This is a genomic window from Rarobacter faecitabidus (assembly GCF_006716265.1).
In the GTDB taxonomy this organism is placed as follows: domain Bacteria; phylum Actinomycetota; class Actinomycetes; order Actinomycetales; family Cellulomonadaceae; genus Rarobacter; species Rarobacter faecitabidus.
Genome location: NZ_VFOS01000005.1, coordinates 21,972 through 42,866 on the forward strand (window position 1 = coordinate 21,972; position 20,895 = coordinate 42,866).

Consider the following 20,895-nt stretch of genomic DNA (forward strand, 5'->3'; position numbering starts at 1 on the left):
GCTGTGGCCACTGGCGACCACTGAATCGACGAGGAGAACCCATGTCTGCGATGTTTTCTCGAACTGCCACCGCGCGGAGATTGCTCGCCGGGTTCGGAACAGGTGCCTTGCTGTTGGGGACGATCGTTCCCGCAGCCGCCTCACCGAGCGGTGAGCATCTTGCCGATGACCGCGGGCTGGGCGCGCGCCTGTCCGATATCGTCGCCGGTACCTATGAGAGCGTGGCCGGAAGGTTGCAGCCATCGGGCTACGCGGCGACCTCGCTCACGGGCGAGTACGAGGGTATGTATGCGCGTGATGCGTCCATCCAATCCCTGGCGATGCTGAAAGCCGGACAAACGGACGCCTCGCGATCGATCCTGAAGTACCTGATCGACTATGGCACTGCGAAGAACCTGGAACGCGCTCCGCGGCATCTTCCGGCAGAGGAATACGTGGCCGCCGCTGCTGTTCCGGCGCTTTCGGGCAACCCCGATCTGCCCGTCAGTTCCTTCATGGGGCTCACGGATTCGGCCTTGCTGAAGATCAACGGTCCCAGCAACGGTGCGGCGCTGAGTTTCACAGCTCCAACCTCGGCCGTGACCAAGGTAAAACTCGGATTGCTGGCCAAGGGAACATCCGGTACCACGACCGTAACGATACGAGCGGCGCGCGACTGGGGAGCGACCGCGCTGGCATCGGCAACGGTCAGCAATGCGACCTTCTATTCCTCCGCCGACGTGCCTTCATGGGTCACCTTCGACTTTGGCGCCGGAGCATCGCTCACCTCCGGGCAGACGTACTACATCACCATGCAATCGACAGCGGAACCGAGTGGTTCCATCGTGCAGTGGTGGGGCAACCAGGGCGGTGGCAGCGGCAGTACCCGAACGTACAACTTCGACAGCGGCAACTGGGCGTCGAACCCGATTCCCGGTCGAGGCGCCTACCAGCTCTTCACCGCGCAGGGTGCGGTCGGCGGACAAGACCAGGCGGATGCCTCTCGAGGGCTGTTCCAGGTTCAAGGACCGGCGCACCAGGCCGCCCAGTCCTTCACGCTCGCCGACCAGACGCTCACATCGGTCTGGATCCCGGTCAGCTCACAGAGTGATTCTGGGACGTTGCGGGTGTCGGTTCGTACCGACCGCACCCAGGCAGGCACTCAGGTGGCGCAGGGAACCGCCGATCTGAGCGGCGTCGGCACTTCCAAGCAGTGGATCAAAGTTCCGCTGACCCTCGACAGCGGCGCGACGGTATCGCCCGGAACCACCTATTCGCTGGTCGTCGGTGCGGACGTAGCCGATCCTGCCAAGCAGGTCGTCTGGCACGGGGCAGGCAGCACTATCGCGGCCGTCGGTGCAGGCTGGAACTACGATTCGGTTGCCTACGGCGGCTGGCATGCCGAGGACAAGAGCCTGGCCTTCGCCGTTAACAGTCCCACCGCCCCTGCCAGCGTCGGTCCTCGCTACACCACCAGTCCGGCGACGAAAGTGACCACGATCGGTGGTGACCAGAGGGTCACCCAGACTTTCACCGCGGATCAAACCCTCACCGGGCTCGATGTGTTCCTCGGGACTACGGCGGTCGACGGGGATGTCCAGGTCACCATTGCTGACTCGACGAACCGCACCTCGCAGGCGGTGATCGAGGCGTCGGAGCTCACAGCTGAAGGCGGATGGCACAGGCTTCGCTTCAGCACCCTGGGCCTGCCCACGAACGCGGCGACCGGCGACGGGACCTACCGGGTCACGTTGGCCGCACCGGATTCAGCGGCGGGTTCAGTGGACGTCTATGGTGTGCCTGGATCCACGGTCAGCCCGGGAATCTCGGCCAGCCGGATCGAGGGCTCGTCCTCTACGGCCCTCTCCGGCACTCTCGCGCTCCAGCCGCTGTCTCTGGTGTACTCCGGTGAGCAGATGACAGATCAGCCGGACGGAAACTACATGCTGATCTCCGCCTGGAGCACCTACGTGGAGGCCAACCCGGGCGATCAACAGTTCATCGCCGACACCTACCCGACGATCAAGCGCTGGGCCGACAACTACTGGGACACGTCCAAGTACGTCAACACCAGCCTCAAACTGATCTACGACCCCGAGTTCGAGCACTCCCTGCGCAGTTGGCACATCCCCACGTACGACCTGATCACCAATGTCTTCGCGTCTCAGGCCCTGCACCAGCTTTCCGCCATAGCTGAGGATATTCCGGGCGAGGCGAGCGCGGCTCACAACTGGGGTGAGCGTTCCACCTGGCTGACGGAGGGTATCAACGAGAACCTGACCGCCATCGTCGACGGCAAGAAGATCTACGCCGAGTTGTACTGGCTCGGCCCGCAGGACAGCAACCCGTCCACTCGTCCTGGCCTGAACGATGCCCGAGATTTCAAGGTGGGCTACTCGTGGGTGAACCTCGCTCCGGTCGCGGCGAACTGGTACGCGACCGACTGGGAGATCATGGAGAACACCTACGACGCCTACCTGGAATACGGGTCGGTCGAATGGGAGAACACCGTCGACAGCCAAAAAGACCTCATGCTCAAGATGGACTCGATCGAGGACACCTGGCAGCCGCGCAATGAGATCGAACCGCAGATCTGGCGCCGTCACGCCGTGATCGGCAAGGGTCTGGGCTGGGAGTACACGCTCGCCGCCAAACTGGGCCGGGCCGACCGCCTCGCCACCATGAACCACTTCTTGGAGACGCAGACCCCGGGCGATGTGCTCGGCGAGTTCTATTACAAGCAAGGACCGTCCGATGTCGGAAACCAGGAGCAGAGCTCCTGGTGGCTCATCGGTATCCTCAACGCCTTCCCCAGATCAGTGACGGGGCAGACGCCCGTGATCTCGGGCGAGGCGAGAGCCGGGCAGGTGCTTTCCGTTCAGCCCGGAACGTGGACGGATGGCACAGAGTTGACGTACGAGTGGTTCGCAGACGGTGCAACTGTGGCGGGAGCCACTGCGGCCACCTTCACGCCGACCGCCAACGAAGTGGGCAAGCGGATCACGGTAGCGGTCACCGGCACGAAGCCGGGCTACGAACCAGCGACCCTCATCTCGGATCCAACGGCCACGGTGCTGGCGGCCAAGGTCGATCCAGAGCCTCCCGCGACCCCAGTGATCACAGCGGGTAAGCTGACCATCACCGGATCGGCAACGGTAGGGAAGCTGCTCGTGGTGAACCCCGGCACGTGGAGCCCATCCGCCACAAGGCTGACCTATCAATGGCTTGCCAACGGGGCCGCGGTCGAGGGGGCTACCTCCACCACGCTGAGCGTCCCCGCATCTGTCGTAGGCAAGCGGATCTCGGTGCGCGTCACCGGTACCTATCCCCGAGCGACGCAGGTGACCGCCACCTCAGCGAGCACGGCAGCCACGAGCAAGGGGAAACTCGTCCACAAGAAGGTGAAAATCACGGGCAAGACCAAGGCGGGCAAGAAACTGCGCGCGAAGCTCGCTGCCTGGGGACCAGCTCCGGTCAAACTCACGTACCGCTGGTATGCGGGGGCCAAGAGGATCAAGGGCGCAACCAAGAAGACGCTCAAGGTCAAGAAGGCCCACCGCGGTAAGAAGATCACCGTGAAGGTCACCGGAAGCAAGGCCGGATACGTCACCAAGACCGTGACGTCGAAGGCGAAGAGGATTCGCCGCTGACCGTCCTGCCCGAGAGGGCGCCAGTGCGATTGGTTCGCTGGCGCCCGCCCCAGGTACGTTTGGCAGACTTGACTGTCATGGACTCCAACTTATGGGTGAGCATCGGCCTTGTCATCATCTTCGTCTTGATCGGCGGCGTGTTCGCAGGCACGGAGACCGCGCTGGTCTCCCTGCGCGGCAGCCAGCTCACGCAGTTGGAGCGTAAGGGCAAGCGCGGGCAGCGGGCCGCCGGCATCGCGCAGGATCCGAACCGGTTCCTCGCGGCCGTCCAGATCGGCGTCACGGTGACCGGCTTCCTTTCGGCGGCATATGGTGCGTCCGCCATAGCCCCGTACTTGAGCCCTGTTCTGGAGAAGTGGGGGCTATCCGAAAGCACCGCGGCCACGACGTCCCTGATAGTGCTGACGCTGTTGATCGCCTACCTTTCGCTGGTCCTCGGAGAACTCGTGCCCAAGCGCTTCGCGCTGCAACGTCAGACCTCGATCGCGCTCGCCGTCGGACCGCCGCTCGATCGGTTCGCGCGCCTCATGCGCCCGGTTATCTGGGTGCTGTCGGTCTCCACCAACGCGGTCGTCCGATTGCTGGGCGGCGATCCGAAGGCGGCTGCCGAGGGTGTGTCCGATGAGGAGCTGCGCGATCTGGTTTCGCAGCACCAGGGATTCGGCAAGGACGAGCGCGCAATCCTCGAAGACGTGCTCGATTCCGGTACCCGCACGGTCACGGAGGTGATGCGCCCGCGCGGCGAGGTCGCGTTCATCAAGGGCACGTTCACACTCCCTCAGGCGATCGATGCCGTGCGCGACCTGCCCTACTCGCGCTACCCGGTCACGGGGGATACGTTCGATGAAATCCTGGGATTCCTGCACATCCGCGACCTGCTCGACGCGGCGCTGAACGCCGACCATCAGCCGACGACGATTGCCGCCCTGGCCCGTCCCGTGCTCGAACTGCCTGGCACGAACTCGGTCCTGCCGACCCTATCCCTCATGCGGCGCGAGCGTCGGCACCTGGCGATAGTGGTGGACGAGTACGGCGGCACGGACGGCATAGTGACGCTTGAGGACCTGGTCGAGGAACTGGTGGGAGACATCTGGGACGAGTTCGACGCCCCAGTCCTGGCGAGCGAGACACCCGCGGGTGAGCACGTCCTGACCGGAATCGATGCGCGGCTCACCATCGAGGAGTTCGCGCAGCGGACGGGAATCGAGGTCCCCGAAGGGCCATACGAGACGATCGCCGGGTACGTGCTGCAGGAACTCGGCGCCCTCGCGCAGGTCGGGGATAGGGTTCGACTCGGAAACGCGGACATCGTCGTCACGGAGGTGGAGCGGCGCCGGATCGCCCGCGTCGATGTGGTGCCCCGCGCTCAGCAGGAATCCGTCTCGCAACACGAATCGCCCTAGCGGGATACGCCCTCGGGAGGCACCCCATGCGGAGTACCTCCCGAGAGCCAGTGCCGACTGCGTGTCGGCTCAGCCTGGTCAGTTCAGCGTGACCTTGATGACGTACGTCGTCTTGCCGATCCTCGCTCCGATGTTCCAGCGCGAGGTGTGGGTCATGATCTCGGTGAACGGCACCGTCAGTTTCCAGATCGGCGTGCCGGCCTTGGTCTTACCGACCCTCTTGAAGGCGTGCGGTCCATAGCGCGTCGGCGGGTTCGGGGCCTTAGACGCGTTGAGGTAGCGCGGCTGGGTCGGGGAGACCACGGTCAGGCTGTACGAGCGTCCCGAGCGGACTTGGTACTTGTTCTTGCCCGTCTTCTTCGCGCCCTTGAGCACGACTGAAACCTTAGCCGCTGCAGGCTTCTTGACCTTGACCTGGGTGGTCGTGGTGCGCGAGTTGCCGGCCTTGTCCGTCGCCGTCGCCTTGAAGGTGACGCGGGTGGTCTTGCCCAGCTTCTTGCTCGTCACCTTGATCGAGCACTTAGCCACGCCAGAACCCGAGTCGCTCGCCTTGCAGCGAGGCGTGGGGCGCTTCTTGTACGTCTTGTTCTTGACGACTCCGCTCAGCCGCACGGCCGGCTTGGTCCGGTCGATCCGAACGGTTGCCGATGCGGTGGCGATCCCGCCGTCGGTCCCGGTGATGGTGCGCGTAACGGTTGTCGTCTTGGTGTCACCGGTGAGTGTCACCGATGCCGGGCAGGGTCCGCTGAGCGGTGCGCTGCCAGGAGTGCAGGTGAACGCGACCGTCACCGGACCGGAGTACCAGCCGTTCTTGGGCTTGACGGTTGAAGTCACCTTGGCGACGAGGTTCGGATCAGTGCGCGCGGTCGAGCCGGCCGACCCGGCGAAATTCCCGTTCGTGGCGTAAACCGCACCGACTTGGCGCGACTTCCCCGCCGGGACGGGGTAGCTCAGCGTGGCAGTCGATTCGTTCGACGACGGCACCAGAGCAGCCGTTCCCACTGGCGTGCCGTCGACGGTGAAGACGACGGACCCCGTTGGTGCGCCCGTGCCGGGAGCCGTCGTGGCCACCGTGGCGGTGAGATCGGTCTGGCCGACGACGACGTTGGTGGTCGTAGCGGCCAGTTCGATCTCGAGCGTGACGGGGGACGACATTCCGACGCCGACCTGAGTGGGCGCACTGGGGGTGAACACCGCGCTCACCTGGTGGCTTCCTGCGGGCAAGGGGTCACCGGTCGGGGTGGTGATGGGCGGGCCGGTCACCGTGATCGAGGTGGCGGTGGCCACCGCGCTCGCGTCCGTGAGTTGAACGGGCGCACCCAGATCGGCACCAGCAACGCGGAACTGCACGCTACCGGTGGGCAGATCGCCGCTGGCCAGTGCGACCGTGGCGGTAGTGGTTTGCGGCGCTTGGCCGTAGACCTGATTCGCGAGCGGTTCGACAGTCACGATTGACGCCACGGTGCCGACGGCGATGGACTGCTGAATCGGAGCGGCCGCTAGGTAGTCGGCGTTTCCCGCCTGGGTTGCGGTCAGCACGCAGGAGCCGGTGTGATCGAAGGACACCACCGAGGAGGAAATGCTGCATGCCTGCGTGGTGGTGCCGTAGCCGGAGGTCGCCGCGTCAACGGCGACATTCACTGGCAATCCGGCGTCGCTCGACGCGCCAACGGCGTACGTGTCGCCCGCTACCGCACCGGTGTTGGGCGTAGTGGTCCAGCTGAGTGACTGCGCGGCCGCCGAGATGACGATGGTGTGAACCTGCGAGGCGCTCGGGGAAACTCCGTTGGCCGACGAGAAGGTCACAGAATGCGTTCCGACCTGGCCCGCGGACGGTGTTCCGGTGATAGTGACTGAACCGGGTGTGCTGCCGCTCAGCGTCAGTCCAGCGGGCAGAATCCCTGACGTCAGCGTGATGGCCGGTGCCGGGTCTCCCGAGGCGGTCACGGTGAAGCTCGATCCCGTGCCGTAGGTGAAGGCGCTGGTATTCGCGCTGCTGAACGCCGGGGCGGTGCCCGGGACTGCGGAGACGGCGGCGGAGGCGGTGGATGGTCCCCATGTGCTCGTCGCCCGAACCTGGTAGAAGTACTCGGTTCCGGTGACGACACCGGTGTCCGTCCAGGTCGTCGTCGCGGCATTGACCGTGGCGATGGGCGTCGTGTCGATAGCAGTGGAACTGGTGCCGCGATAGACCTGGTAGCCAGTGAGGGTCGCATCGCCGATAGATATGGGCGGGGACCAGGACAGGCTCACAGAGGCGGCGTGACCAGTGGCCGAAACCGACGTGGGCGCCGACGGTCCAAGCCGAAGTAGCCACAGGTCCGACGAGGGGTTGGTCGAAAAACCACTTGTCAGCAGTAAGCCGCCCGCTTGCGGATCGTAGATCGCGTTCGCGCCATAGCGTCCAGGGGGAGCGGTTGGTGTTGTGACCGGCGACCAGTCGTCATCGTCCCAGGCCCAGGTGTCGGACAGGTATCCCTCGTCGTAGTTGTAACCGCCGAACAGTATCGTGGAGCCGGAGTTGGGGTCACCCGTAACGGCGCCGGTGACGCGGGGGGTCGGGTGGTGACTCGGCGATTCTTGATGCCACTGGGTGCCGTTCCAGGTCCAGGTATCGCCGTAGAAGTACCCATCGTATCCACCGAAGAGTATGACCCTGCTGGAATTCTGGTCGTAACTGAGCTGCGTGTAGCCGCGAGCCGAAGGCGCGCTGGGGCTGAACCGCTGAGTCCAGTCGGTGCCATCCCATGTCCACGTGTCGTTTACGGCCCCACTTTGGCTGAAACCGCCGAACATGACGACCTCGTGCCTTGCCAAGTCGGTTGCGGCACCGTGAAGGTACCGTCCCGCGGGGATGTGTTGCGGGAAGAGTTGGGTCCAGTCGGTGCCGTCCCATGTCCACGTGTCGGAGCTGTAGCCATATTCCGTGACTCCGCCGAACAGGAGCAGGTTTCCGTTGCTTGGGTCGAGAACGAGGCTTGCGTACTGGGCGGCCGGCGGGTTGTGCGCCGGGAAGAGCTGCGTCCAGTCGGTGCCGTCCCACGTCCAGGTCTGCGTCACGTTGTATCCCGTACTGGTGCTGTTCCCCCCGAAGAGCACAGTCTTCCCGCTGGCGGGGTGGTACGCCATCGACGCCCCAATGCGAGTGGAAGGCAGAGACGTGGCGCTTATGTTGGTCCACGTCCCCTGAGATGGGGCGACAGCCAGCGCGGATGGTGCACCAGTCAACGCCACCGCAGTTATGGCTCCCGTGGCGAGCATCGTCAGCGCCAACAGTAGGGACAGGCGACGCTTCGCGTCTCGGGCAAGGTCAGTCATGGAGGTCACTCTCGATGGTGTCGGGGCGCGGCAACGACCCGGACAGCAAGCCTGCCATGTACACACGCGATAGGACCTTGATCCTATAGGCATGATGCACAAAACACTAGGGTGCTGGCACTGCTCGCACGGCGCATCGCCAGCGGCGGTGGGGATACCGGACAGCAAGCCCGCGGCATTCTCGCGGGACGACAAAAAAGGGGGGGCGCGCGATCCACATGGATCGCGCGCCCCCCCTTTTTTTGCCAGGCTACTTCTTGGCCTTGACCGTCTTGGTCTTGGACTTCGCGCCGGTGATGTTCTTGGTATCGGATGGCGTGAATACCGCGCGCACCTTGATCGATTTCTTCTTGGTGTACTTCTTAGCGATCTTCACCTTGATCTTGCCCTTGGCCGATGCCTTGAGGGTGACCTTCTTCGCGGCCTTCTTGCCGACGTAGACCGTCACGCGACCAGCGGGGTACAGCCCATTCGACAGTTGTGCGACCTTGACCGTGACCGTGGCGGCCTTCTTGCGCTTGTACTTCTTAGCCGAGAAGGACACCTTCTTGGCTTGAGCCTTGACGACCGTGACGGTTACCCTGGCGGAAACGGCCGTGGTTCCCACGACACGGGCCGTGACTCCGTGCGCGCCACTGGCCAGGTTGCGCAGGACGAGACTTGCCTGTTCCTTTGAGATATTCGACTTGCCGAGCGAACGGGATCCGAGCAGGAATTCCACCTGACCCGCCACGCCGGCCGAGACCTGCGCGCGGAGCGTCACGGGCTTACCGTAAACGACGCGTGCCGGGCTCGCGGAGAGCGCGACGCTGATCTGAGGCCCACCCGGTTCGCCGGGCAGGGCGGTGAACACGATTGTCCGGCTTGCCGTGGCGCCGCTCTGCTGGCCTGTCGCTGTGATGGTGACCGAACCGGCTGTTGTCTCACCGGGGAGCGACACGGAAATTGTGCCGGTCGCTGTTGCGGTCGTCTGAATCGGCGACGAGAAACCGAGCGTCACCGTTACGGGCTCGTTTGGCTTGAAGCCCGCGCCCGTCACGGAAACCTGGCTTCCAACCGGGAGGCTCGCCGCAGCCGAGATCATTGGTGTGTAGGTTACGCCCACGACGGTGACCGATCTGGTCTCAGAGGCACCAGAGACGGCTCCAATCAGACGTAGGGCGTGATTGCCCGACTCTGAACCGGAAGGCACGAGCACGGTCATCGTCACGTTGCCGGCCCCGTCCGCGGTACCGGTCCCGACCACGACGTCGTCCAGGTATGCCGTGACCATTTCACCAGGAACGAAACCGCTTCCGGTGACGGGAATCGATGCGCCCACATCGACTGATCCTGACGGAACGGACGGTGCCGGAGCGACCGAGCTCTCGGTGGCGATAGGCGTATCTTGCGCGATGGCGAACACGCGACGCTTCTCGTCTGCCTGGCCTGCGCCTGGCAGCGTCACCGACACGATGGTTCGGCCCGATGGAGCGGTGTACGGCTGAGTCGAGAAAACGTATGCGCCTGGGTCGGCGTTCTGCTGAACGCGGACCGCGGTCCAGGCGACCTTGACGTTCGTGCCATACGGCTGCAGGGTGCCGTTGTTCTTGTCACCCGTACCGGACGGGAGTACCCAGTCACCGAAACTCAGGTCGGTCGTCGCGGTGCTGCCGTTGTCAAGAGTGACCTGGGCGGTCCCATTGGTGTTTCCGTTACGAGCCGAGCCCAGGAACGAGATCTTGGTGGGGTTGCCTGGGACTGCGATTGTCTGACCTGAAGGGACAATCGTGTCGGACATGCCCTCGGCGGTCGCCGGGATGTATGCGCTCAGGCCCGCCAGCGTTGCCGAACCGGATACTGTTTGCAGGTTGTGTACCTGCCCGACGGCGAGGCCGGCCGAGCCCAACTGCTCGCGTATGTAGCCGTTGGACTTGTTGGTCACCGGCTCGAAGTCGGTGTCGCGGACGTTATTGGCAGAGTGCGACTGGATCGTTGTCGTCGCCAAGAATCCTCCCGCACGGGCGACACGGACGGAGACGTTGAGAGCCTGGCGCTCGCCATCGTTCGTCACCACGGTCAGCGGCAGCGTGTAGTCGCCGTCCACCATTCCGGGCCCGGCAACGACGCGCAGGGTGGCAATGCCCTTACCTTGTGCGTTGAACGTTCCGGGTGTCGTCAGAGAGGCGGCAAAACCGGCGGGTACCTCGCTCGCGTCAAGAGTGAACCCACTGGCCGTCGAGGTGACGCGTTGCACGCCGAGGTTGCCCGAGGCATTCGCTCCGGGAGCGACCTTCACAGGGTTGGCATAGGCGATGACTGGCTGCGAACCATTGTCAAACGACGGTGGCGCATCTGACTCGGCGTTGCCCCACGTGGTCGCATTCGACGACAGCGTGAAGTCCAGCGTCGTGTTGGCGTCGATCCAGCTGTCAGGCAGGTATGTCTTGGTCTGGGGCGTGCCGTTCACGGACAGGCCGGCGATGTAGCGCTGCGAGGTTGCACCCGGCGCGTTGATCGTCAGGGTCTTGCCGTTTCCGAGTTCGACCGCCGCCTTCTCGAAGTTCGGCGTGTTGACGGTCATGATCGTCGTGCCCGGCGTTGCCGGGTAGATGCCCAGGGCTGCCCAGACGTACCAGGCGGACATGGCGCCCAGGTCGTCGTTACCGGGCTCGGCGTAGTCGGGGTTGAACCCGAACAGGTTGTTACGGATCCCGTCCACGACCTCCTGCGTGCGCCACGGCTTGCCGAGGTAGTTGAATGCCCACGGAGTCGCGAAGTTGGGCTCGTTTCCGGCCCACATCTTCGGCACGTTGGCCCCGACGTTGTAGCCGCCTTCCATGAAGGAGTCGAGACGGTTCACGGCGGTCGTACGACCGCCGAGTGCAGCCGCGAGTCCCTTGAGGTTCTGTGGCACCATCCAGAGGTACTGCTCGGACGTCGCCTCATCGAAGCCGACCTGTCCGTAGCCGGTCACGCCACCCGTCTGGAAACCGCCCGTGTTGGACGCCCAGTAGCCGAAGCCCTTGGGGGTGGTCTGGCAGTCGGTGACGTCCGGGAAGTGACCCGATGCGTCGCGGGGGGCCAGGCATCCGTTCAGCGGGTTGATGTGTTGCTGCCATGCGTTGGCACGGTTCCGGAAGACCTCGTCCACGTCCGACGGCACTGTCGATGGCCAGTTGCTCGAGCCGATAGCCCGCGCGAACTCACTGATCGCCAGGTCGTCGATGGACCACTCTTGGGCGATCGACGCGCCGGTGACCGCGTGGTCGGTGGAGAATTCCGGGGTCTGCGGAGCGAAGCCGAGCTCGTTGCGGAGTTTCGCTCCCGGACGAGTGATGCTGTGCGGATTCTGCCCGCCCGTATTCTCGCCCGCGTTATCGCCGAGAGCCCCGTCGTACATGTAATGGAGGGCGCGCTTGACGTCGAAGTCTTTGGCACCGAACACGTATGACTGTGCGATCTGGGCGGAAGCGTTGTCACCGGACATCTGCCCGGTTGAGGCGTTTGCCATGGACCAGCGTGGCAGTTGACCGGAAGCCTCTGCCTGCAGCACGTAGGTCTGCGTGACATCGCTCATCGTGTCGGGCGCGATCATCGCGGCGAGTGGTGCCCAGGAGCGGTAGGTGTCCCAGTCGGAGTAGTTGGCGTAGACAGCCTTGATGTTCGTGCCGTGCGTGGCATTGGTCTCGGCGATGCTCTTGATCGTCGGCATGATTTCGGGGCTACCGGTGGTCACACCGGCTGCGCGGAAGTTGAATTTCTCGAAGCCGGGATAGTGGCCATCGACGTCGGAGATGACGTTCGGGTGCAGGAACGAGCGGTAGAGCGAGTGGTAGAAAGTCTTGATGTCCCGGGTGGATGCGGAATTGGCGATCTTGACCTTGTTGAGCAGGTCGTTCCAGCGGCCGTAGGTCTTGGCCCGGACGGCGTTGAACGCGGCCCCGTAGTTGGCATAGGTTTCAGCGCCGCTGACGTCCGTGTAGTCGGGGGTCGGGATTTCCGTCGCCAGGTTCAGGGACGAGCCGCCCCGATGATCGCTCGTGGGTGTGGCCTGACCGAGCGCCAGGTCGCCGGTCTTGACGTAGGAGACGGAGAACTTGACTCGCACCGTGGTGGTGCCGGACGAGGCAGCGGGGAAGCGCACGTACCCGCCGGCGCGGCTGACGCCTGCGAACTCAGCGTCGGTGTCGCCGCTGCCGGTGCGCGTCTTGTTCGTGATGGTGGCGTCGTCTTCCTTCCACGCTCCGTATTGGGTGAAATCGGTGTCGAATTTCGCGGTGTAGAAGATCCGGTACTGGTTGTCCGGGGTCGCGCTGCAGAAGCCCTTGTTCACAGCCCAGCCGGTGACCGTCTTGTTGTTCGGGTTGACGTTGAGCGAACTCTTGATCGCGTCCTTGCCGTTCATCCGCCCGGCTCGGAACATCAGTGACGGCGTCTGCCCTGCGGGGAAGGTGAACGTGGCGATGCCGGAACGATCGGTCGCAGTCAGTTCGGCGACGATGTCGCGGCCGTCGGCATCGGTCGTCGTGACCTTGTAGTAGCCCGGTTCACCCAACTGGGTGTCCCGCTTCAGGTAGTGCTGACGATTCCAGGGCTGGCCGCTGGTCGGGTTGATGGTGGTGGGAAGCATGGGGAAATTGCCGAAGGCGCCGCAGCCCTGCGATGCGAAATTGACGGCGAATCCCTGAAGCCGGTTGTTCCCGCCGTTGTCTCCCCAGCGGTAGCCAGCACCGTTGCTTCCATTGGATGGCGAGAACTGGACCATGCCGAAGGGCGTTGCCGGTCCGGGGAAGTTGTTGATGTCGCCAACGACTTGACCGCCGGTTCCCGTCCCCGCGAGTGTGTTCACGTAACTGGCCGGATTGGTGACAAAGCCGGGATCAGCATTCGCTGCGGGCGTGCTGGTTGCAAGGGTCACGATGAGTGCCGCGATGGCGGACAGGGTCGGAATACTTCGGCGCAGGCGAAGGATAGACCTGCTCTGAGTCTGATTGTGTGACACGAAACTATCTCCATCGGCGTTGATGTTGACGACTGTCTGCGAATCGCTTCGGACGCGGCACATGCCTCCTGACAGCGTTGTCATCCGAGAGTAGCGCAATCCGTCGGCGCTGGGCAAGGAGCCTGACTCCACGGGTAACTCAATGATGGTGGCGAGTTAGAGCAGGATCTCGCGAAGACATCGTCGGTATGCGCCAGGCAGTGTCTTCCTGGGGCAGAGGCCCCTCGTTGTAGCAGATCGCCGGACGCTAGATTCCCGGCTCTCGGGGTCTGTCGGTCCGAGCGGCCAGATTGGCGGAGGGCTCGTCCAAGCTCCCACTATCCGGCCGCCTGCGATGCACACAAACAATGGTCAAGGCTCCCACGAGGATCACGCCTGCGGTAGCCGCGATGCCGACGGGACCCGCGGCCCATGCGCGGACCGCACTCCAGAACACGGAAAACCCGATCGTTCCCCACACGACCGCCCACGCCGCCGCGCCCGGTATGGACGCGATCGTGAAGCGGAAGTACGGCATCTTGATGAGGCCAGCCGCGATGAGGATGGCGGTCTGCAGGCCGACTGCGACGTACGCAACCGTGACTGCGGGGGTGCCCCACCTGCGCAATATCCGCAGGGCACTGTCGGTGGTGGGGGCGTCAAGCCAGCGTGCGACGCGTTGCGCCGCACGCCCGGAGTCGTGGTGTACCCCGGCTTCGGCTCCTCTCACGGCGAGCCGGGCGATCCAGTACGTGCCGTGGCTGCGCAGCATCACGATGACGAACAAAGCCACCAGGGCTGTCCAGAGCGGCGCGCCCGAGGGGAGTCCCGGAACAGAAACCTCGGCGGCCACCCAACAAGTCTATCGGCGTGGCCTTCGCGTTCGCTGAGGAAAGCTGCAAGAAAGTGGGGGCGCGCGAACCGGACGATTCGCGCGCCCCCACTTTCTTGATGGCTACTTCTTGGACGTCACCTTCTTGAGGGCCGACTGGCCGCCAATGATGTTCTTGGCATCGGACGGCACGAACACCGCCCGCACCTTGATCGACTTCTTCTTGGTGAACTTCTTGGCGATCTTGACCTTGATCTTGCCCTTGGCCGAAGCCTTGAGCGTGACCTTCTTCGCGGCCTTCTTGCCGACGTACACCGTCACGCGGCCGGCCGGGTACTGGCCGTTCGACAGCTTGCCGACTTTGACCGTGACCGTGGCGGCCGCCTTGCGTTTGTACTTCTTCGCGCTGACCAAGACCCTGCCACTGCTGGCCCGAACGACCGTGATGAATACCGTTGGAGACTTCGAGGCGGTGCCCACCAACTGCGCACTGACTCCGTGCGATCCGCTGTCCAGGCGACCGAGTTTCAGGGATGCCCTACCCGCCGTGATGGCCGACTTGCCGAGCGACTTGCTTCCCTCGAAGAACTCGACCTGCCCGGTGACGCCTGCGGACACCAGCGCGACGACCGTTGTCGATTCACCGAAGTTGAGTCGCGCCGGGCTCGCTGACAGCGACACCTCGGGGGCCGGGTCCGAAGAGCCACCACCGAGTTCGGTGAACTGGATCTGCTTGGTTGCGGTTGCACCGCTCAGCGCACCCGTTGCGGTCAGCGGGAATGTTCCGGTTGTTGCCGGTCCCGCGATCGAGACGGTCAGCCCGCCGGTGCGACTTGCATAGGCGTGGATCGATTCGGCTCCGAGCGTCACCGTGATGGCCTCGCTAGGGGCGAAGCCGGTCCCGGTCACAATGACCTGGCTACCCACCTTGGCGGAAGCCGGAACGCTGACCGTCGGCGACCAGGTGGCCGCCACGACCGTGATCTCCGCCGCTGCCGCACCACCCGACGTTGCGCCGTTGAGGCGGATACGCTGAGTCCCAGCGGACGTCAGAGGCGGCACGGTCGCAGTGATCGTCACGGCACCGGAGGCATCTGCCGTACCCGACGCGATAGCGGAATCGCCCAGCGTTACGCTCACCGACTCGCCCGGTGCGAATCCGGAACCCGACAGCGTGATGGTGCCACCCGCCGTGGCGGTGCTTGATCCGACCGACTGCGTCGGAACCACGCTGGTACCGGTCAGTGAGTTCTGAGCGATCGCGAAGATGCGCCGGTTGTCGCCGCTGGATCCGGTGAGAGTGACGGACTTGATCGTTCGGCCGACTGGTGCGGTGTACGGAGCCGTGGCGTACACGTACGAGCCCGGATCGCCACTGGTTCCGCCATCCAGGTTGCGGGTTGGAACCCAGATCACCTTGACATTGGTGGAGTACGGAGTGAGCGTTCCATTCGACGCTGTCCCCGTGTTCGACGGCTTAACCCAGTCGCCGAAATCGAGGTTTGCCGTCTGGGTGGAGTTGTCGTCGAGCGTGACCGTGGCTGTCCCCGCGGTATTGGCAGCCTTGGCCGCCCCGAGGAAGGAGACCTTCGTGGGCGATCCGCTCAAGGTGATGGTCTGCCCGTTCGGCACGACCGTATCGTTCAGGCCCTCGGACAGGATCGGGAACTTCACCTTCAGGTCCGACAGGGTGCTGCTACCCGAGACAGTCTGGAGATCGAGGACCTGCCCGGGGACGAGTCCCTTTGCCGCCATGGTGTCACTCTGGTAGCTGTTCTTGCCATCGAAGTGACCGGCGTCCGCGTCGCTAAGTGAACGGGCCTGCAGGTTGGTTGCGGCCAGGAATCCCCCGGACCGCGCCACTCGGACAGTCAGATCGGCGGTGTACTTGCCCGACTCACCGGTCAGCACGGTGACGGGCAGCGTGTAATCCCCGTCTGCAACTCCGGCCCCGACGACCACCTTGAGCGCCTGAACCGAATGACCGGTGCTGTCGAAGCTCTGGCTGCTCGTAGCGGTGACGCTGAAGCCAGCGGGAACCCCAGTCAGATCCAGCCGGTAGGTGGATGCGGACGTTGCCGCGCGCTGGATCGCGAGATCGAATGTGCCCGCGTCACCCGGCGCCACCGTGATCGGATCACCGTAGGCGATGACTGAGTTGGACCCGTCGGCAAACGACTGCGGGGCATCGTCCGCTCCCGTTCCCCAGGTCGTCGCTGTGGCCGACATCGTGAAATCGAGCGTCGTGTTCTCGCTCTGCCAATCGCCAGGAACTTCAAGGCTCGTCTGCGCTACCCCGTTGACGCTCAGGCCGCCGATGTATCGCTTGCTCGTGGCTCCGGGCGCGTTGATGGTCAAGGTCTTGCCGTTGCCGAGCGTGATCACTGTCTTGTCGAAGTTGGGCGAATTCACAGTGAGAATGTCAGTTCCCGGCGTCGCGGGATAGACACCCAGGGCTGCCCAGACATACCAGGCAGACATGGCCCCGAGGTCGTCGTTGCCGGGCTCCGCGCCGTCGGGGTTGTAGCCGAACAGCTGGTTGCGGATGTCGTCGACGACCTCCTGGGTGCGCCACGGGCGGCCCAGGTAGTTGTACGCCCACGGAGTTGCGAAGTTGGGCTCGTTCCCGGCCCACATCTTCGGGATGTTCGCGCCGACGTTGTACCCGCCGGTCATGAACGAGTCAAGGCGTTCGGCCGCGATGTCGTTCCCGCCAAGAACTGCGGACAAGCCCGCCATGTTCTGCGGCGCCATCCAGAGGTACTGCTCCGAGACGGCCTCGTCGAAACCGACCTGGCCATAGCCAGTGATGTGACCGCGGTAGCCGAAATCGCCCGGCGTGACGTTGCAGTCGGTACCTACGGGGTAACGACCGGCATAGTCGCGCGCCGACAGGCAGCCCGTCAGCGGGTTGATGTGGTTCTCCCAGTTGTTGCTTCGCTTCAGGAAGAGCTCGGCGACGTTCGCGGGGACCGTCGAGGGGTACTGCGCTGCGCCGATTCCTTCCGCGAACTTCGCGATGGCGAAGTCGTCGATCGCCCATTCCTGCGCGACCGAGGCGCCGGTAACGGCATGATCGGTCTGGTGTTCCCGAATCTGTGCGGCGTAGCCCACTTCTTCGTATTGCTTGGCACCAGGTCGATTGATCTGGTCCGGGTTCTGTCCGCCCGTGTATTCACCCGCGGTCTCCCCGAGTGCGCTCTCGTACATGTAATGCAAGGCCTTGCCCACTGCGAAGTCACGCGCGCCGTAGGCGTAAAGCTGAGAGATGAGCGCCGACGCGTTGTCGCCGGACATCTGGTCGGTCGAGGCATTCGCTAGCGCCCAGCGTGACAACTGGCCGGACTGGTCCGCGGCGTTGACATAGGTCTGAGCGATATCGCTGAGGATCTTGGGTTCGAGCAGGGCCGCGAATGGGGCCCACGACCGGTAGGTGTCCCAGTCGGAGAAGTTCGCATAGACGTGCTCTTGCTGCAATCCGTACGTTGCGTTCGACGTGCTGATGTTGTGAACGGTGGGGTTCACGGCAGGTTTGCTGGAATTGACGGCTGTGAAGTTGAACGCCTCGAACCCCACATAGTCACCGTTCGTGTCCTCGAAGACGTTCGGGTGCAAGAACGTGCGGTACAGGGAGTGGTAGAACGTCTTCAAGTCGCGCTGCGAGGCCGTGTCGGAAACCTTTACCTTCCCGAGAAGGTCGTTCCAGCGGCTGTACGTGTCTTGGCGAACGGCATCGAATGCCTCGGCATAGGTGGCGTAACTATCCGCGCCCGCGACAGCGTAGTCCGGTGTGGGGATCTCGCTCGCCAAGTTAAAGGCCGAGCCGCCCTGCAGTGGGCCGGTTGGGTTGGCCTGTCCGAGAGCGAGGTCACCGTTGCGGACGTACGACATCGAGATCTTCATGCGGACCTTGGTGGTGCCGTTCGCGAAGCGGACGAACCCACCCGGCTTGGCGATGTAGTCAGCGACGGCATCAGAGGTGTCTACGCCGACGGTCTTGGTCGTGATGCTCGACGTGCTTTCATTCCACGTACCGTACTGGGTGAATGCCTGTTCGAACTTGGCGGTGAAGTAGACCTTGTACTGGTTTTTCTGGCCACAGAAGCCGCTGTTGATCGTCCAACCCGTGATCGTGCCATTGTTGGGGTTCACGGTGATCGCACCCTGCTTGGTGCTGCCGTTTGAGATTCCCGCACGAATCTGCACGCTGGGGGTGGTTCCCGCCGGGAAGGTGAAAACGGCCATGCCCGATCGGTCTGTTGCGGTCAATTCGCTCGCGATAGTGCTGCCGTTCGCGTCGGTGCTGTAGAGCTTGTAATAGCCCACGTCGCCGATTTCACCCGCATGCGTCATGGTGTTCTGCTTCTCCCACGGCTTCCCCGTGGTCGTGTCGATCGTTGTTGGCAGAATCGGGAAATCACCAAACGCGCCGCAGCCCTGAGAAGCGTGATTCAGGCTGAACCCTCGCAGGTCTTTGTTGGTGTAGTAGTAGCCCGCGCCGTTGTTATTGTCGGGCGAGAACTGCATCATTCCGAATGGTGCCGCAGGCCCGGGGAAGTTGTTGATGGACCCTACGACCGCGCCACCGGACCCGGTGCCGGCGAGCGTGTTGACGTAGCTGGCGGGGTCGCTGACGAAGCCCGCGGCGTTCGCAGCGGGGGCGGGGACGAGCCCTGCCACGAGCGCGCCAGTGGCCGCGGCCACGGGGAGCGCTCGCGAGAGCCAGGAACGGCGAGAACGATTCACGGAATTACCCCTAGGGGACGAGGACTGGGCGAATGTGCGGAGTTTCAGGGACATGATCAGCGGACCTTCCCCGACACGACGGTCTTGACCGTCTTGGCGGTGTAGCCGGTCGCCTTGTAGGTGACGCGCGCCTGCAGACGCTTGCCGCGGAGCTTCTTGCTGACCTTGAGCGTCGCCTTCTTGCCTGCTTTGCCGGAGACCTTCTTTCCGTTCGCGTACCACTGGATCGAGGTGGTTGCCTTGGCGCCGGGTGTCTGGGCCTTTGCGATCCTGACTGTCATCTTCTGGCCCACGCGCGGCTTCGTGGCACTCTTCACGGTCTTCTTGCCGATCACTACCTTCGACTTGCTCGCCGAGATGACGCCCGACGCGGTAACGCCCAGGGTCTTGACCTGGGTGATCGGCTGTCGTCCGCTGGCCGTCGCGTGGATCTCGACTGAGATCACCTTTCCGAGGTCGGCGGGCTGAATCGTGTAGGTTGCCTTGGCGGCGCCGGGGATGACGCTTGCGCCACGGAGCCAGCGGTAGGAGATGGCGGCGCCTGCAGGTTCGTACGTACCCGCAGAGGCTTTCACGGTGGCACCAACACGAACCGTTCCGCCAGTTGAGGCGGGCGTACGGATCGCTATGAGCGCGGGTTGCGGCGTGGGCTCGGTTGGCTGCCCGGGTTCAGTCGGGAACGGGTTCACGTTGGCGGCTATCACAGCCGTGGTCTGCGCCGTAGTCGTTACGACGTCGTTGAATCCGAGCTTGCTGGCGGTGATTCGCGCAGAGATCTTCTTACCGGTGTCCGCAGCAACGGGAATGTATTGCGCCGACGTAGCGCCGGGGATAGGCACTGAATCTGCGAGCCACTGAATTGCGATGCCGACGACCGCGGGATCCTGAGACGGAGCGGCGTACTGTCCCGCATCGACCACCAGGGTGTCGCCCACACGGGGCAGGCCCGTGAGCGTGGGCGCCACAGTGGTGCTCAGAGCACCCGGTTCGACCAATACCTCGTTGGAGATGAAGGCACGAGAGCGGAGACCGGGTTTCTTGATGGTCACGGCGTAACTGACTGTCTTGCCGACCCAGCTGCTCGGCACGACCAATTGCGCGCGGGATTCGCTCAATACCGCGCCGTTCAGGTACCACGCGCCGGAGATTGATGGAGGGATTTCGGCCCCCCAATCGATGGTCGGTTGGATGGTGTCTCCATAGTGCACCGACGCCGGGAGTGTCAGGGACGAGTCGATCGTGAACTTCGCGTTGGAGGTATCGGCGTTCGAGGCGATCGCGAAGACGTGAACCCGATCGCTTGAGGGCAGCACGATCGAGTCCAGCGTGCCAGTCAGTGCAATCGGGGTTGTGGCGAAAATGGTGCAGTTTACGTTGTCGCCGTATCGCGGCTGGCGGGAAGCAACCTGGACGTTGTCGGCGTTGCCATCGGAGCACCAGTCCGGGGCCGTGCGCTGAACAGTCTGCTGGGTATTGTTCGCGTACTTGAGCGTGAACGAAACGGGTCCGCCGATGTCGCTCGCATTGTGGGCGCTCCAGACGAAGGCAATCTTGGTTGCCGAGATGACGGCACCGGAACCGAGGGCCGCTGAGGTGTCGATGGTTTGGCCGGCCGACTCGATGTTGTCGAGGAACGGCCCGACGTTCTCGCCGCCCATCCAGTATTTCAGCGTCGAATCGCTTGGGTGGCTTTGCTCGGAGCCGAAGCCGAGGCCTCCCGTCACGAGATTGCTGCGGTGGAAGCCCTTACCGCCTTCGAAGTGTGGGGCGTCACCGGCGGCGTCGCCGCCGATTCCCTTGTTGTTGAAGTAGTAGTCGAGCCAGTTTGCCGTTACGGGCGGTGCCGTGGCGGCTTGCGCCGGCGCTGTGGCCACCGCGCCGAGTCCGAGCGCAACTGCGCCGGCGGAGGCGAGAACAAGCGTCTTGCGCAGTAACGACCCTTGTCGCGTGCGCCTAGAAACCTTGGGCGAATTCACATCTTCTCCATTGAGAGTGGCGGACTGT

7 protein-coding genes are annotated in these 20,895 nt (G+C 63.9%); 2 read left to right on the top strand and 5 right to left on the bottom strand.

Annotated features, from left to right (window positions below):
* Positions 1–41 precede the first annotated feature (41 nt).
* Positions 42–3,629: a hypothetical protein gene (locus FB461_RS11205; RefSeq protein ID WP_142122144.1), complete on the top strand. Its 3,588-nt coding sequence runs from the start codon at positions 42–44 to the stop codon at positions 3,627–3,629.
* A 77-nt stretch (positions 3,630–3,706) separates the two neighbouring features.
* Positions 3,707–5,032 carry a hemolysin family protein gene (locus FB461_RS11210; RefSeq protein WP_142122146.1) on the top strand — a complete coding sequence of 442 codons (1,326 nt, stop codon included), beginning with the start codon at positions 3,707–3,709 and terminating at the stop codon, positions 5,030–5,032.
* Positions 5,033–5,110: 78 nt separating this feature from the next.
* Here FB461_RS11210 and FB461_RS11215 read toward each other — a convergent pair whose 3' ends face one another.
* The 5 genes from FB461_RS11215 to FB461_RS11235 all read right to left on the bottom strand — a co-directional run bounded on the left by FB461_RS11215 (position 5,111) and on the right by FB461_RS11235 (position 20,867).
* Complete coding sequence (locus FB461_RS11215; protein ID WP_170222739.1) at positions 5,111–8,350, bottom strand: Kelch repeat-containing protein; 3,240 nt, start codon at positions 8,348–8,350, stop codon at positions 5,111–5,113.
* Positions 8,351–8,600: 250 nt separating this feature from the next.
* Entirely contained in the window at positions 8,601–13,250 is a 4,650-nt protein-coding gene (locus FB461_RS11220; protein ID WP_170222740.1) for a glycoside hydrolase domain-containing protein, read from the bottom strand.
* 331 nt (positions 13,251–13,581) lie between these two features.
* Complete coding sequence (locus FB461_RS11225) at positions 13,582–14,166, bottom strand: DedA family protein (RefSeq protein ID WP_246046231.1); 585 nt, start codon at positions 14,164–14,166, stop codon at positions 13,582–13,584.
* Between the two features lie 102 nt (positions 14,167–14,268).
* Positions 14,269–18,891 carry a GH92 family glycosyl hydrolase gene (locus tag FB461_RS11230; RefSeq protein ID WP_170222741.1) on the bottom strand — a complete coding sequence of 1,541 codons (4,623 nt, stop codon included), beginning with the start codon at positions 18,889–18,891 and terminating at the stop codon, positions 14,269–14,271.
* A gap of 56 nt (positions 18,892–18,947) precedes the next feature.
* On the bottom strand, positions 18,948–20,867 hold the full coding sequence (locus tag FB461_RS11235; protein ID WP_142122154.1) for a hypothetical protein: 1,920 nt from the start codon (positions 20,865–20,867) through the stop codon (positions 18,948–18,950).
* Between the last annotated feature and the right edge of the window lie 28 nt (positions 20,868–20,895).

Bases quoted from the DNA above. Each gene is read 5' to 3' on its own strand.
- FB461_RS11205 (WP_142122144.1), top strand. From the start codon at position 42: ATGTCTGCGATGTTTTCTCGAACTGCCACCGCGCGGAGATTGCTCGCC.
- FB461_RS11210 (WP_142122146.1), top strand. From the start codon at position 3,707: ATGGACTCCAACTTATGGGTGAGCATCGGCCTTGTCATCATCTTCGTC.
- FB461_RS11215 (WP_170222739.1), bottom strand. From the start codon at position 8,350: ATGACTGACCTTGCCCGAGACGCGAAGCGTCGCCTGTCCCTACTGTTG.